Origin of the sequence: Streptomyces sp. NPDC101166 (genome assembly GCF_044768125.1) — a bacterium.
Lineage (GTDB): Bacteria > Actinomycetota > Actinomycetes > Streptomycetales > Streptomycetaceae > Streptomyces.
The window spans coordinates 192,667-206,596 of record NZ_JBIWPF010000011.1 but is presented as its reverse complement, the minus strand read 5'-3'; the positions used below and the strand labels follow the sequence as shown (position 1 = coordinate 206,596).

Annotated in this window: 12 protein-coding genes and 1 pseudogene; 7 read left to right on the top strand and 6 right to left on the bottom strand. The window is 72.1% G+C overall.

The features are described from left to right. Positions 1 to 100: 100 nt before the first annotated feature. From ACIRS4_RS20975 to ACIRS4_RS20965, 3 genes are all read left to right on the top strand, one after another. Positions 101 to 1,219: an LLM class flavin-dependent oxidoreductase gene (locus tag ACIRS4_RS20975; protein ID WP_404197925.1), complete on the top strand. Its 1,119-nt coding sequence runs from the start codon at positions 101 to 103 to the stop codon at positions 1,217 to 1,219. A gap of 112 nt (positions 1,220 to 1,331) precedes the next feature. After that, positions 1,332 to 3,062 (top strand): amidohydrolase family protein, encoded by a 1,731-nt coding sequence (locus ACIRS4_RS20970; protein ID WP_404197922.1) that lies wholly within the window; start codon positions 1,332 to 1,334, stop codon positions 3,060 to 3,062. 35 nt (positions 3,063 to 3,097) lie between these two features. Further along, a complete protein-coding gene (locus tag ACIRS4_RS20965; protein WP_404197920.1) occupies positions 3,098 to 4,549 on the top strand; it encodes an aldehyde dehydrogenase family protein in 1,452 nt (483 codons plus the stop codon). Between the two features lie 16 nt (positions 4,550 to 4,565). Here ACIRS4_RS20965 and ACIRS4_RS20960 read toward each other — a convergent pair whose 3' ends face one another. Both ACIRS4_RS20960 and ACIRS4_RS20955 read right to left on the bottom strand, forming a co-directional pair. After that, a complete protein-coding gene (locus tag ACIRS4_RS20960; RefSeq protein WP_404197917.1) occupies positions 4,566 to 4,865 on the bottom strand; it encodes a type II toxin-antitoxin system PemK/MazF family toxin in 300 nt (99 codons plus the stop codon). Beyond that, the gene (locus ACIRS4_RS20955; RefSeq protein ID WP_404197915.1) at positions 4,862 to 5,092 is read right to left on the bottom strand and encodes a hypothetical protein; all 231 of its coding nucleotides are present in this window, start codon (positions 5,090 to 5,092) and stop codon (positions 4,862 to 4,864) included. The genes ACIRS4_RS20960 and ACIRS4_RS20955 overlap by 4 nt, the downstream gene beginning before the upstream one ends. 45 nt (positions 5,093 to 5,137) lie before the next feature. On the opposite strand from ACIRS4_RS20955, the gene ACIRS4_RS20950 reads away from it, so the two are divergent. Both ACIRS4_RS20950 and ACIRS4_RS20945 read left to right on the top strand, forming a co-directional pair. Then, the gene (locus tag ACIRS4_RS20950) at positions 5,138 to 5,971 is read left to right on the top strand and encodes an endonuclease/exonuclease/phosphatase family protein (RefSeq protein ID WP_404197912.1); all 834 of its coding nucleotides are present in this window, start codon (positions 5,138 to 5,140) and stop codon (positions 5,969 to 5,971) included. Between the two features lie 56 nt (positions 5,972 to 6,027). Next, positions 6,028 to 6,318: pseudogene (locus tag ACIRS4_RS20945) on the top strand (hypothetical protein); the annotation flags it as partial. Between the two features lie 79 nt (positions 6,319 to 6,397). Here ACIRS4_RS20945 and ACIRS4_RS20940 read toward each other — a convergent pair. The 4 genes from ACIRS4_RS20940 to ACIRS4_RS20925 all read right to left on the bottom strand — a co-directional run bounded on the left by ACIRS4_RS20940 (position 6,398) and on the right by ACIRS4_RS20925 (position 10,186). Next, the gene (locus ACIRS4_RS20940; protein WP_404197911.1) at positions 6,398 to 6,943 is read right to left on the bottom strand and encodes a hypothetical protein; all 546 of its coding nucleotides are present in this window, start codon (positions 6,941 to 6,943) and stop codon (positions 6,398 to 6,400) included. A 78-nt stretch (positions 6,944 to 7,021) separates the two neighbouring features. Next, on the bottom strand, positions 7,022 to 7,825 hold the full coding sequence (locus ACIRS4_RS20935; RefSeq protein ID WP_404197908.1) for a hypothetical protein: 804 nt from the start codon (positions 7,823 to 7,825) through the stop codon (positions 7,022 to 7,024). A 9-nt stretch (positions 7,826 to 7,834) separates the two neighbouring features. After that, positions 7,835 to 8,506 (bottom strand): hypothetical protein, encoded by a 672-nt coding sequence (locus ACIRS4_RS20930; RefSeq protein ID WP_404197906.1) that lies wholly within the window; start codon positions 8,504 to 8,506, stop codon positions 7,835 to 7,837. A gap of 192 nt (positions 8,507 to 8,698) precedes the next feature. Then, complete coding sequence (locus tag ACIRS4_RS20925) at positions 8,699 to 10,186, bottom strand: CehA/McbA family metallohydrolase (RefSeq protein WP_404198139.1); 1,488 nt, start codon at positions 10,184 to 10,186, stop codon at positions 8,699 to 8,701. A gap of 92 nt (positions 10,187 to 10,278) precedes the next feature. On the opposite strand from ACIRS4_RS20925, the gene ACIRS4_RS20920 reads away from it, so the two are divergent. Together ACIRS4_RS20920 and ACIRS4_RS20915 are read left to right on the top strand one after the other, a co-directional pair. Next, positions 10,279 to 11,145 carry an LLM class F420-dependent oxidoreductase gene (locus ACIRS4_RS20920; RefSeq protein WP_404197903.1) on the top strand — a complete coding sequence of 289 codons (867 nt, stop codon included), beginning with the start codon at positions 10,279 to 10,281 and terminating at the stop codon, positions 11,143 to 11,145. Positions 11,146 to 11,213: 68 nt separating this feature from the next. Then, positions 11,214 to 13,826, top strand: coding sequence for a bifunctional FO biosynthesis protein CofGH (locus tag ACIRS4_RS20915; protein ID WP_404197901.1), 2,613 nt, complete (start codon positions 11,214 to 11,216; stop codon positions 13,824 to 13,826). The last annotated feature ends 104 nt before the right edge of the window (positions 13,827 to 13,930 follow it).

Below are 13,930 nucleotides of genomic sequence, written 5' to 3'. Positions count from 1 at the left end.
GGCTATTGACGGTGCGAGGGGGCGGTGCCACAGTCGGCGGCAAGCTGATCTGACGCATCGTCAGAAAAGGGAATCGGTGACCTGGGGACGGTGAACCTCCTTGGAATTCGGGCTCTTTGTACAGGGATACGTCGGCAAGCGCGCGGAGACCGACCCGCTCGCCGAGCACAAGGCGCTGATGGAGGAGACCGAGTACGTCATCCAGGCGGACAAGTCCGGCTTCAAGTACGCCTGGGCGTCCGAGCACCACTTCCTGGAGGAGTACTCACACCTCTCCGCCAACGACGTCTTCCTCGGCTACCTCGCCCACGCGACGGACCGCATCCATCTGGGTTCAGGCATCTTCAACCCGCTGGCCCAGGTCAACCACCCCGTCAAGGTGGCCGAGAAGGTGGCCATGCTCGACCACCTCTCCGAGGGCCGCTTCGAGTTCGGCAGCGGTCGCGGGGCGGGCTCCCACGAGATCCTCGGGTTCATCCCCGGCGTGACCGACATGAACTACACCAAGGAGATCTGGGAAGAGACCATCGCCGAGTTCCCCAAGATGTGGCTCCAGGACGAGTACGCCGGATTCCAGGGCAAGCACTGGCAGCTCCCGCCCAGGAAGGTCCTGCCCAAGCCGTACGGCTCGTCCCACCCGGCGATGTGGTACGCGGCCGGCTCCCCGCCCTCGTACGCGATGGCCGCACGCAAGGGCCTCGGCGTGCTGGGCTTCAGCATCCAGAAGGTCTCCGACATGGAGTGGGTGCTGGAGCAGTACAAGACGGCGATCGTGAACGCGGAGCCCGTCGGGGACTTCGTCAACGACAACGTGATGGTGACGACGACCGCGATCTGCGCGCCCACCCACGACGAGGCGATCCGGATCGCCGCCTCCGGCGGGCTGCACTACCTGCCCTCGTTGGTCTTCCGCTACCACGACACCTTCCCTCGGCCCGAGGGCTTCCCGGAGTGGCCGCAGACGCTGCCCGAGTACACCCCGGAGTTCGTGGAGCTGCTGGTGGAGGAGGAGCTGCTGATCTGCGGGGACCCGGACGAGGTGCTGCGGCAGTGCAAGCGGTGGGAGCAGGCCGGGGCCGACCAGCTCAGTTTCGGACTGCCTGTCGGGGTGCCGAAGGAGGAGACGCTGCAGACGATCCGGCTGATCGGGGAGCACGTGATCCCGAAGATCGACACGGATCCGGTGCACCGGACTTCGCGGTTCCGGCAGAGCGCCTGATCGCCGAGGTGCTGCGGGTCGTCCGGCGGCCGCGGGCCGCACGGCGCTGGTCGCGCAGTTCCCCGCACCCCTTCACGGCGTAGTACGCAACGGAGTTGAGGAGGAAGCCTCCATGCTCGATCACGTCATCAGGGGCGCGACCGTCGTCGACGGGACGGGCGGCCCCGCCCGGGTCGCCGACGTCGGGATACGGGACGGGCGGATCGCGGTCGTCGGCGACGTCACCGAGGAGGCGAGGTCCGTCGAGGACGCCACCGGGCTCGTCCTCGCCCCCGGTTTCGTCGACCCGCACACCCACTACGACGCCCAGCTGTTCTGGGACCCCTACGCCACGCCCTCGTTGAACCACGGGGTCACCACGGTCGCCGCCGGGAACTGCGGGTTCACGCTCGCGCCGCTCAACCCGGAGCGGCCCGCCGACGCCGACTACACGCGCCGCATGATGTCCAAGGTCGAGGGCATGTCGCTGGTCGCGCTGGAGGAGGGCGCGCCCTGGAGCTGGCACAGCTTCGGGGAGTACCTGGACGCGCTGGAGGGGCGGATCGCCGTCAACGCCGGCTTCATGGTGGGGCATTGCGCGCTGCGGCGGTACGTGATGGGGCCGGACGCGGTCGGCGGGCAGCCCAGCGAGGAACAACTCGACCGGATCGTCCAGCTGTTGCACGAGGCCATGGACGCCGGAGCGTGGGGCGTCTCCACCACCCAGTCCTCGACCCACTCCGACGGCGACGGACAGCCGGTCGCCTCCCGGCACGCCCGCCCCCGGGAACTGCTCGCGCTGGCCCGCGCCGTCGGGGAGCACGAGGGCACGCAGATCGAGGCGATCGTCGCGGGCTGCCTCGACCAGTTCAGCGACGCCGAGATCGACCTGTTCGTGGAGATGAGCGCGACGGCCGGACGCCCCCTGAACTGGAACGTCCTCACCGTCGACGCGGCCGTGCCGGAGCGGGTGCCCCGCCAGCTGGCGGCGAGCGAGCGGGCGCGGAAGGCCGGCGGCCGGGTGGTGGCCCTGACCATGCCGATCCTCACCCCGATGAACATGTCCCTGGGCACGTTCTGCGCCCTCAACCTCATCCCCGGCTGGGGGCAGGTCCTCGCGCTGCCGGTCCCGGAGCGGATCGAGAAGCTGCGGGATCCGTCTGTCCGGGCGGAGATGCTGCGGCGCGCCGAATCCAAGGAGGCGGGCGTCTTCCGGCGGCTGGCCGACTTCGGGCGGTACGTCATCGGCGACACCTACAGCGAGGCGAACCGGGGGCTGAGCGGCCGGGTGGTGCGCGACATCGCGGCGGAACGAGGGCTGGACCCGTTCGCGTGCCTGGTCGAGATCTGCGCCGCCGACGGACTGCGGACGGTGCTGTGGCCGATGCCGACGGACAACGACCCGGCGTCGTGGGCGCTCAGAGCGGAGACCTGGCAGCACGAGGACGTGCTGCTGGGCGGCTCGGACGCGGGCGCGCACCTGGACCGCATGTGCGGAGCGCCGTACACGACCCGGTTCCTCGGCGACTGTCTGCGCGGGCGCCGGCTCGTCGCTCTGGAACAGGCGGTGAAGATGCTCACCGACGACCCCGCGCGGCTGTTCGGCCTGCGGGAGAGGGGCCGGATCGAGGAGGGCTTCCATGCCGACCTGGTCCTGTTCGACCCGGAGCGGATCGACGCGGGCACGGCCACCCTGGTGCACGACCTGCCGGGAGACAGTCCGCGGCTGGACTCCAAGGCGCTGGGCGTGCGGGCGGTGTGGGTCAACGGGGTCGCCGCGATCCGCGACGACGTGGTGACCGGGGCGGTGCCGGGCAGGGTGCTGCGCTCGGGCCGCGACACACGGACGGTGGCGACGAAGTGAGTCGGGGATCCGGGCCGTCCGCGGGCGACGGCCGAGTGAGCGAGGGGCAGCGGCTGTTCGTCGGCGGTGCGTGGGTCGAACCGGACGGCGGCCACTACGCGGTGACCGACCCCGCGACCGAGGAGAGGGTCGGCTGGGCTCCGGAGGCCTCACGGGAGCAGGTGCTCGAGGCCTGCGCCGCGGCCCGCGAGGCCTTCGGTCCCTGGTCGCGGACGGCCCCCGAGGAGCGGGCGGCGGTGCTGGCCAGGGCCGCGGACGTCATCCGCGGCCACCTCGTGCCGTACACCGAACTGGCCCGCGCCGAGACGGGCGCGACGACAGGGACCGCGCGGGCGATGCAGGTGGGCGTCGGGGCGGCCCGCTTCCGCCGGTACGCGCGCGTGGAGCCCGCCGAGTGGGCCATACCGCCGCAGATCAACGAGGCCGGCCCGATGGGGAAGGCCGGCGTGACGGGCGCGCTGGCCGTACGCCAGCCGGTCGGCGTCGTCACCTGCGTCACCTCGTACAACAATCCGTGGGCGAACCCGGCGGGCAAGGTGGCCCCGGCGCTGGCCATGGGCAACACGGTGGTGGTGAAGCCGGCCCCGCAGGACCCGCTGTCCGTCTACCGCATGGCGGAGGCGCTGGAGGCGGCGGGGGCGCCGAGGGGCGTGGTGAACGTCGTCTCCGGCCGCGCGGTGGAGGTCGGTGAGACGGCGGTGTCCTCGCCGGACGTCGACATGGTGAGCTTCACCGGTTCCACGGCGGTCGGGCAGCGCATCGCCGAGGAGTGCGGGCGCTCCATGAAGCGGCAGTTGATGGAGCTGGGCGGCAAGGGCGCGGCGGTCGTCCTCGACGACGCGGACGTGAGGTCGGCGGTGGCCGGTATCGGCACCACGTTCTCCTTCTACAGCGGCCAGATCTGCACCGCCCCGACCCGCGTCCTGGCCCAACGGGGCGTGTACGACCGGCTGGTGGAGGGTCTGGCGGCGTACGCGGGCCGGCTGAAGGTGGGCGACCCGAGCGAACCGGACACCGTCGTCGGCCCGTTGATCTCCGCCGCTCACCGCGACCGTGTGGAGTCGTACGTCGAACTGGGCCGCAAGGAGGGCGCGGTGGTCGTCTCCGGCGGCGAACGTCCGCCGCTGGAGCGCGGGTTCTACGTGGCCCCGACTCTCCTGGCCGACTGCACGAACGACATGCGGGTCGCCCGGGAGGAGATCTTCGGCCCGGTGGTCGTGGTGATCCCCTTCGACGACGAGGAGGAGGGGGTGGCCCTGGCCAACGACAGCGACTACGGCCTGATCGACTACGTCTGGTCCGCCGACGTGGCGAGGGCCTTCCGCGTCGCCCGCCGCCTCCGCGCCGGCGGCGTGGGAGTCAACACGGTCGCCCGCAACATGGAAGCCCCCTTCGGCGGCTTCAAGAAGAGCGGCGTGGGCCGCGACGTCGGCTCCTACGCCCTGCACGCGTACAGCGAGGTGCAGGCGATCGTCTGGCCGGGCTGAGAACCGCTGCCGGCGGTCACAGATCGAGAACGGCGCGAAGCCCGATCTCTACCGCCTCCATCACCCGCTCCTCCACAGGGCCCAGATCGTGGGTGAAGCGGGTGGCGGCCAGCGTCCGGAACTCACCCAGCACGACGGTGCCGGAGGAGGGGGAGCTCACGGGGATGTCCACCAGTGTGGCCTCGCGCACCTGCTGTGGGTAGATCAACACGCAGGTCGCCGACTTGTGCTGGTCGTTGAGGACGTCCGAGGAGACCACCAGGACGTGCGCCGGACCACCGGCGAAGCGCAGTTCGTAGACGTGCCCGCGCCTCATCGCCCCGCCATCCGGCCCCACCGCTCCAGCGTGGCCTCTTCATTCTCGCCGGGCTCCGCGACCGTGGCCGTGATGTCGGCTTCGGCGCGCACCCGCGCCGACCTCTGCAGTTCCTCGGCGAGCATCTGCTGACGCAGTATGCGCGCCGTGTAGGCGGAGGCGTTGCCCTTGGCCTTCACGAAGGCCGCCACATCGTCCGGCAGGCTCATCGTCATGTTAATCGTCATGCAGGCATCATACGATGCTCATGTGCCGTGGGGCGGAGGCTGTCGATGAGGGTCGTGACATGGAATCTGTGGTGGCGCTTCGGGCCGTGGGAGGCGCGGCAGAAGGCGATCTTGTCCGTGCTGCGCGACCTGCGCCCCGACGTGGTCGGACTGCAGGAGGTGTGGGCCGCCGGCGGTGAGAACCAGGCGGAGTGGCTCGCCGGCGAGCTCGGCCTGCACTGGGCCTGGGGACCGTCGCCGTCCCCCGAGCGGTGGCGGCGCCGGATCGGGGACGCGTCCGTCGACGTCGGCAACGCGGTGCTGAGCCGCTGGCCCGTGATCGAGCGGGAGGTGCTCGAACTGCCCGCGCCGGCCGACCTGGCCGACGGCCGCACCGCCCTGTACGCCCGCCTCGCCGCCCCCGCCCTTGACGTCCCGTTCTTCACCGCCCACCTCTCCTCGGCCCCGGCGGCCGCCGCGGTACGCCGTCAACAGGTCTTGGCGCTCGCCGGGTTCGTCGCCCGGCACCGAGGCGACACCCTCTTCCCGCCCGTCGTCACCGGGGACTTCAACTCCTTCCCCGACTCCGACGCGGTGCGCCTGTTCGGCGGCTACAAGACCGAGCCCGCCGTGCCCGGCCAAGTCCTGTACGACGCCTGGGAGTACGCCGACCCCACGGCTCCCTCTGCGACCTGGACCCCCGAAAACCCTCACGCGGCACGGCTTCTGGAGCCGCCCGCCCGCATCGACTACATCCACGTCGGCCCGCCGGGACCCTCCGGCGAGGGCCACGTCCGCGACGTCCGCCGCGTCGGCCACGGTCCGGTGGACGGCGTGTGGCCCTCGGACCACGCGGGGGTCCTCGCCGACCTGGCGGCGGACGGGGTCGACGGCTGCTGACGGGGGCGAGGAGGGCGGCGACGGCCTCAGCCGGCAAGCGGCGAGCCGCGCAAGCACTCAATCACGCCCGGTTCGACCACGCCGTCTCGCGCGTCGACATCGTCCCGCCCACCGAAGCCATCGCACGCCACGCCGGTAAGCTCCTTGCCACAGCCGGGCTCCACGGCCACAGACATGCCCTCGAGGCCATCGTCGTGGCCACCTCGATCACGTCACCCCCGCCCGTGACCATCCTGACCTCGGACCCCGAGGGCCTGCTGGTGCTGGTGCTGGTGCTGGTGCTGGTGCTGGTGCTGGTGCTGGTGCTGGTGCTGGGCGGTCCGGGCGTCCGTGTGATCAAGGTCTGACGCGGTTCGGCCCTGGGCCGGCTGACTTTCCGTAGCGCCGGGGCGCCAGACGTGGCTTGGGCACCCCCTCGCGGCCGTCTCAGCCGGGTGTCTCACGCCAGTAGCGCGGGCACTTCGTCGTGGCCGCCTTCGCCCGGTTGGCGTCGACGACCTCGCGCATACGGGTCAGCTCCGCCCCGCTGGACGCGTCCGCCTCCAGGTCCTCGCGGGCCGGGACGACGAGCAGCAGGTGTCGCCCCTTGGCGAACGGCTCTTCCACCTGGGCGACGGAGGGGTCGACGAGGTCGAGTTCGACCGTGTCAGCGCCCCGATCGGGCTTGATCCAGTGGTTCACGGCGAACCTCAGCAGCACCCGGCCCGGCCGGGAAGCCGGGCGGACGTCGAGCACGTCACCCTCGGCGATCAGGCGTGCGCAGGCGATGCCCTCGGCGTAGGTCTGGCCCTGACCGCCCGCGTCCTGCGTGGTGGTGTCGTCGGCCGGCCGGTCCTGGGACCACGTGGTCAGCAGGGCCGCGCAGAGGGCGGCCACGGCGGCCAGGCCGACGGCGGCCGCCAGGGCGGGCCGTGTCCGGCGCGGGCGCGTGGCGCGTTCGCGCTGCTGCTCCGACAGGGGCGGCTTGCGCATGTCGACGTTCCTCCCTCGCCTCGTACGACTGTGACGCGGCCGCCCCGGGGAACGTTCACCCCGGGGCGGCCGCGTGCCTCAGTCGCAGGCGGCGCTGCCGCCGGCCGTCCTCGACGCGGACCCGAACTCCTGCGGCGCCGCAGGAGCGGCCGCCTTGAGCTCGCTCACCAGCGCGCTCGCCGATCCGCCGGCCAGCTGCTCCTCGAGACCGAAGTCCGGGGTGTCGTCCGAGGCGGAGGCGGCGGCCGCGGGCGAACCGCCCTGCTGACGCACCACGCGTCCCGCTTCCTCCCCGTTGCCGAGGATCCCCTCGTCGAAGGGGATCTCGGACCCCTCGCCCAGCCCGAGCCACTTGCCGGGCGTCCGGCCGTCGCCCTCGGCGCAGCGCGGGCCCTGCCAGACGATCGCCATCACGTAGGAGTGGCCGGTCTCCACACGCGGACGCTCCTCCAGCACCATCTTGCGCCGCTTGTCGGTGTCGCCGTCGCTGAACTGCCAGCCGGCGGCGTTGTACTCCCAGGTCTGCGGCGCCTTCTGCGGGGCGGCGGCACGCGACCACAGCACCTTGTCCACCCGCAGTCTCACCTGCCTGCCGACGATCCCCTCACCGCGTTCGGTCTCGCCGCGGCTCGGCGCGAGCTCCCGTTCGGACACGGCCGAGACCACGACGACGTGGTCGGCGTACGTCACCCAGTCCTGGGCCGTCGTGCTGGGAAGGCGATCGGAGGCGTGGCCCACGATCACCCCGTCGCCGAGGGCCTGTCCGCGGTGGTCCCCGGCCGCGGCCGACGACCCGCCGGAGGGGCTGACGACGGCGGCCGTGACGACGGCCGTGAGGGCCGCGCCGGTGACGGCGGCGGCGATACGTGCCAGGCGTCTCACAGGGCCTCCCTAGAACTGGCCGTTGATGTTGTCACGGTTGTTGGCTCCCAGCCCGACGTTGGACCCGACCGGCGTGACCAGGCAGCCGAGCCGGCTGTCGGTGTTGGACAGGATGGGGTCGGCCTGCTTGCCGTGGGTGAGCCCGATGGCGTGGCCGGTCTCGTGACAGGTCAGCCCACGGGTGTACGAGCCGGGGCCGCGCAGGCGGACGTACTGCTGGTCGCACTCGAACTCCGCGTTGTCCACAGCGTCGTTGCACCAGGTGACACCGTCGGCGGTGGAGGGGACGCCCGCGTCGCACTCCTGGTAGACGATGTCCGTCTCGGCACTGCCCTCGAACGTGGGCGACGAGTCGTAGCTGATGGTGAGATCGGTGGGCGAGTAGTCGCTGCCCATGGTCGTGGTCACCGCGTTCTTGTCCTCGGACTCCAGCTCGCACACCGGACCGTTGCTGTCCATGTAATAGGTGACGGTGGCGTTGTCCGTGCGGCAGCTCAGCCTGCCGTCCCCGCCCTCGGGGTCGTTGAAGCAGGCGAGGTTGTTGTTCGCCGTCGGGTGCATGTTGTCGGTGACCGCGGCCCACGCGATTCCGGCGGAGACGCCCACCGCGAGCGTGGTGACTATTCCGGCGAATATCAGCGCCGGGCGGCGACGTCTGCTTTTCCTGTCGAGAACGGGCACACAAGTCCCTTCGGAGTGCTGTCACTTGAGAGTCACTTGAGCGAGTCGCTTGAGTGATCGTGCACACGCCAAAGGAAAACAAAACCCAGGGGCATCAATGGTTTTCACTGAAAACAGAAAAGTGGAATACGAGGTTCTTGTTCCGCTTGCCGGAAGGGTGATGTCAAGAGCTTTTCCCGTCGAAGGGGTGCTTCACTTCCACCCCAGGAACACCGGATTCGTCAGCGCGGCCATCACTCCCGGCACCGGCCCCGCCGCCGTCTCGTGCCGCACCTCGGCACGCACGTACGCCGCGTGCGAGGGCGTCGTGCGCCACTCCACGACATCCCTGCCCGACACCGGCAGCGGGCCGCCGGTGAACAGCACCCCCTGGTCGGTCACGAAGCGGACCGTGCAGCGGGGGGCGCCCGCCACTTCCAGGCGGACGGTCACCGGGGTGTCCCGGTCCCCCTGGAGTCGCTCCCCGATGCCCGCCGTCGTGCCCCGCGCGTCGGCCGCCGTGAAGGTCAGCGACAGCCTGCCCGACTCGGCCACGTACGACCGGCCGGCCCGGAGGCCTGCCAGGACGGCCCGCCGGGTCAGGTCGTCGGCCAGGACCACCGTCTGCGGCCGTCCCACCGCGTCCGGGGCGCGGTGCGCGTCGCTGCCGCCCATCGCCGGGAGCCACTCCCGCCGGCCCGTCCCCGACACCAGCCTCGCGTCCCAGTCCGCCAGTGCCGTCTCGTCGTCCGGTGTGTACGGCCCGTTCCACACCTCCACCGCGTCCGCCTCGGCGTAGCCGAACCGCCAGCCGCAGCCGACGCACGGGGCGTACGGGTGGGCCGGGACGACCAGGCCGCCCGCCTCGCGGATCTGCCGGGCGAACCGGCCGAAGCGGTCGTCGCGGGCCCGGTGCCGCCAGTCGACGAAGGTGCCGGGGTCCGTGCCCACGGCCAGGGCGTGGCCGTTGCGCGTGGTGACCTCCTCACCCAGCAGGACCAGCAGGTCGTCGCCGGCCGCGTCCGCCCAGGCGCCGTGCCCCGCATGGGTGTTGTGCTCCGAGGTGTTGACGAAGTCCAGGCCCGCCGCACGGGCCAGGGCGGCGATCTCACCGGGTGTACGGCGGCCGTCGGAGTGCCAGGAGTGCAGATGGCAGTCGCCCCGGTACCACGCCCGGCCCCGGCCCCGCGCCCGCTCCGGCGGGTACACCGGCCGGGGGGTCTCCCCCCGCTCGCCGAAGGTCAGCGTGACCGTCAGCTCGTACGACAGGCCCGGCGGGGCCACCGTGCAGGGGCCCAGCGCCACCTGCCACGTCCCCTCGCGCACGGGACCGGCGACATATCCGGGCGTCGCCTCGTCCGCGCGGAGGAAGAACTCCGTGCGGGCGCCTCCCGACCAGCCCCGGAAGCCCTTCCCGCCGAGCTCGGCGCCCCGCTCGTCGAAGACGCCGACGTCGAGAGCGTTGCCGGGCGTGCCCGGCGGGACGGACGGGCGGTCGTAGGTGTACGCCACCCTGAACTCCGCCACCCCCGCGGGGACTTCGACGGGGACGTACACATAGTCGGGGGCGCCGGCGGGCAATGTGCCCCGCACGGTCCTCGTCACCCGCTCATGACCGCCGCCGGCCGGGGAGAAGCCCACTCTTGAGAGCCTACGGCGGCCGTCGTCACGTGAGCACTCCCCGCCTTGAGCAGCCGTGATGCCGACCGGTCGGTATGGACAGTCATCCCTTCCGGCGGTACAGATGAGGGGGACTCCCGCATCGCCGCGTCGGACGAGACGAAAGGCCCCTCATGCGCATCGCCGTCACCATCTTCCTCACCGATGAGACGATCACCCCCACCCGCCTCGCCCGTGAGCTGGAGCAACGCGGGTTCGCCGGCCTCTATCTGCCCGAGCACACGCACATCCCGGTGGAGCGGAGCACGCCCTACCCCGCCGGCGGCGACCTGCCCCGCGAGTACGGCCGCACCCTGGACCCCTTCGTCGCCCTCGGCCAGGCGGCGGCCGTGACGCAGGACCTCGGCCTGGGCACCGGCATCACGCTCGTCGCCCAGCACGACCCGATCGACCTCGCCAAGCAGATCGCGACCCTGGACCACCTGTCCGGCGGACGGTTCACCCTCGGCCTCGGCTACGGGTGGAACGTCGAGGAGGCCGCCGACCACGGAGTGGAGTGGCGCACTCGCCGTGAACTCGTCCGGGACCGGATGGCGTTGATGCGCGCCCTGTGGTCGGCGCGGCCCACCGCCCACGAGGGCCCCTACGCCTCCGTCCGCGCCAGCGAGGCCCACCCCAAGCCCGTTCAGCAGCCGCGCGGCCCGGTCGTCGGCCCCCGCACCCTGATCGGCGGGGCGGCGGGACCCAAGCTGTTCGCCCACATCAGCGAGTACGCCGACGGCTGGCTGCCGATCGGCGGGCGCGGCCTGTCCGGGTCGCTGCCCGTGCTGCGCGCCGCCTGGGCCGACGTCGGCCGCGATCCGTCCGCGCTCCAGGTCGTCCCGTACGCCGTCCAGCCGTCCCCGGGCAAGCTCGCGTACTACGCCGACCTGGGCATCGAGGAGGTCGTGCTGCAGCTGCCCCCGGCGGGCGAGTCGGACGTCCTCAAGCTGCTCGACGACTGCGCCCGGTACCTCCCCGCCGCCGGCGCCACCGCGTGAGGCCGGACGGTGAGGGCGTAAGCGGGCGTCCCCCTCGGCCCTGATCAGCGCGAACGTATGCTCAAGAGATGACGAATTCCGCGACCTCCGGAACCGGACCCGCCGACCGCCCCGGCGGCGCAGGACCCACCGAGAACTCCCTGCGTCGCGCCCTCAAACGTGCCCGGGACGGCGTCGCCCTCGACGTCTCCGAGGCCGCGGTCCTGCTCCAGGCCCGCGGCGCGCACCTGGAGGACCTGGCCGCGTCCGCCGCCCGCGTCCGTGACGCGGGCCTGGAGGCGGCCGGCCGCCCCGGCGTCATCACCTACTCCAAGAGCGTCTTCATCCCCCTCACCCGGCTGTGCCGGGACAAGTGCCACTACTGCACCTTCGTCACCGTCCCCGGCAAGCTCCGCCGCGCCGGGCACGGCATGTTCATGTCCCCGGACGAGGTCCTCGACATCGCCCGCAAGGGCGCGGCCCTCGGCTGCAAGGAAGCCCTGATCACCCTCGGCGACAAGCCGGAGGACCGCTGGCCCGAGGCCCGCGAGTGGCTCGACGCGCACGGCTACGACGACACCATCGCCTACGTCCGCGCCGTCTCCATCCGCATCCTGGAGGAGACGGGGCTGCTGCCCCACCTCAACCCGGGCGTGATGTCCTGGACCGACTTCCAGCGGCTCAAGCCCGTCGCGCCCAGCATGGGCATGATGCTGGAGACGACCGCGACCCGCCTGTGGTCGGAGCCCGGCGGCCCCCACCACGGCTCCCCGGACAAGGAGCCCGCCGTACGGCTGCGCGTCCTGGAGGACGCCGGCCGCTCCTCCGTGCCGTTCACCTCCGGCGTCCTCATCGGGATCGGCGAGACCTACGAGGAGCGCGCCGAGTCGCTGTTCGCGCTGCGCAAGGTCTCGCGCGCCTACCACGGGATACAGGAACTGATCATCCAGAACTTCCGCGCCAAGCCGGACACCGCGATGCGCGGCATGCCGGACGCGGAACTCGACGAACTGGTCGCCACGGTGGCCGTCGCCCGGCACATCATGGGCCCGAGCGCCTGCCTCCAGGCGCCGCCCAACCTCGTCGACTCCGAGTACGAACGCCTCATCGGCGCCGGCATCGACGACTGGGGCGGCGTCTCGCCCCTCACCATCGACCACGTCAACCCCGAACGCCCCTGGCCGCAGATCGAGGAGCTCGCCGCGAAGTCGGAGGCCGCCGGCTTCACCCTGCGCGAACGGCTGTGCGTGTACCCGGAGTTCGTCCAGCGCGGCGAGCCCTGGCTGGACCCGCGGCTGCGGCCGCACGTACGGGCGCTGGCCGACCCCGCGACCGGGCTCGCGCGTCCGGACGCCGTCGTCGAGGGACTCCCCTGGCAGGAGCCCGAGGAGGCCTTCGAGGCGTCCGGCCGCACCGACCTGCACCGCACCATCGACACCGACGGCCGCACCTTTGACCGGCGTGACGACTTCGACGAGGTCTACGGCGACTGGGCCGCCCTGCGCGAGGCCGCCGCCCCCGGCATGGTCCCGCAGCGCATCGACACCGACGTACGGCAGGCGCTGGCGACGGCGGCCGACGACCCGACCCGGCTCACCGACGAGGAGGCCCTCGCCCTCCTGCACGCGGACGGGCCCGCCCTGGACGCCCTGTGCCGAGTCGCCGACGACGTACGCAAGTCGGCGGTCGGCGACGACGTCACCTACATCGTCACCCGCAACATCAACTTCACCAACGTCTGCTACACCGGCTGCCGTTTCTGCGCCTTCGCGCAGCGCCGCACCGACGCCGACGCCTACACCCTCTCCCTGGAGCAGGTCGCCGACCGCGCCCGGCAGGCCTGGGACGTGGGCGCGGTGGAGGTCTGCATGCAGGGCGGCATCCACCCCGACCTGCCCGGCACCGCCTACTTCGACATCGCCAGGGCGGTCAAGGAACGCGTCCCCGGCATGCACGTGCACGCCTTCTCGCCGATGGAGGTCGTCAACGGCGCGACCCGCACCGGCATGTCGATCCGCGAGTGGCTGACGGCGGCGAAGGAGGCCGGCCTCGACTCCGTGCCCGGCACGGCCGCCGAGATCCTCGACGACGAGGTCCGCTGGATCCTGACCAAGGGCAAGCTGCCCACGGCCACCTGGATCGAGGTCATCACCACCGCCCACGAACTGGGCATCCGCTCCTCCTCGACGATGATGTACGGCCACGTCGACCAGCCGCGGCACTGGCTCGGCCATCTGCGCACCCTGGCCGGCATCCAGCAACGCACCGGCGGATTCACGGAGTTCGTGACCCTCCCCTTCATCCACACCAACGCCCCGGTCTACCTCGCGGGCATCGCCCGCCCCGGCCCGACGACACGGGACAACCGGGCGGTCACCGCGATGGCCCGCCTCCTGCTGCACCCCTGGATCCCCAACATCCAGACCAGCTGGGTCAAGCTGGGCACGGAGGGCGCGGCGGAGATGCTCCGCTCCGGGGCGAACGACCTCGGCGGCACGCTGATGGAGGAGACCATCTCCCGGATGGCGGGCTCCTCCTACGGCTCCTACAAGTCGGTCAAGGACCTGATCGCCGTCGCCGACGCGGCCGGCCGCCCCTCCCGCCCCCGCACCACCCTGTACGGCGAGGTCCCCGAGGAACGGCGGCGCGCGGCCACCGCCTCCGACGGCCATCTGCCGGAACTGCTGCCGGTGTTGGACTGAGAGTCCCCCGCGGACCGCGCGATCCGACGCCGGGCCGGCCGAGGTTCCGGCGTCGGGTGCGGGCCGGGGGACGGGAACCGGGGGGCGGGAACCGCACAGTACGA

What these genes read in the sequence shown, in the direction of transcription:
- ACIRS4_RS20920 (WP_404197903.1), top strand. Translation starts at nt 10,279, where the DNA reads ATGCGCATCGCCGTCACCATCTTCCTCACCGATGAGACGATCACCCCC.
- ACIRS4_RS20955 (WP_404197915.1), bottom strand. Translation starts at nt 5,092, where the DNA reads ATGACGATTAACATGACGATGAGCCTGCCGGACGATGTGGCGGCCTTC.
- ACIRS4_RS20940 (WP_404197911.1), bottom strand. Translation starts at nt 6,943, where the DNA reads ATGCGCAAGCCGCCCCTGTCGGAGCAGCAGCGCGAACGCGCCACGCGC.
- ACIRS4_RS20915 (WP_404197901.1), top strand. Translation starts at nt 11,214, where the DNA reads ATGACGAATTCCGCGACCTCCGGAACCGGACCCGCCGACCGCCCCGGC.
- ACIRS4_RS20970 (WP_404197922.1), top strand. Translation starts at nt 1,332, where the DNA reads ATGCTCGATCACGTCATCAGGGGCGCGACCGTCGTCGACGGGACGGGC.
- ACIRS4_RS20960 (WP_404197917.1), bottom strand. Translation starts at nt 4,865, where the DNA reads ATGAGGCGCGGGCACGTCTACGAACTGCGCTTCGCCGGTGGTCCGGCG.
- ACIRS4_RS20950 (WP_404197912.1), top strand. Translation starts at nt 5,138, where the DNA reads ATGAGGGTCGTGACATGGAATCTGTGGTGGCGCTTCGGGCCGTGGGAG.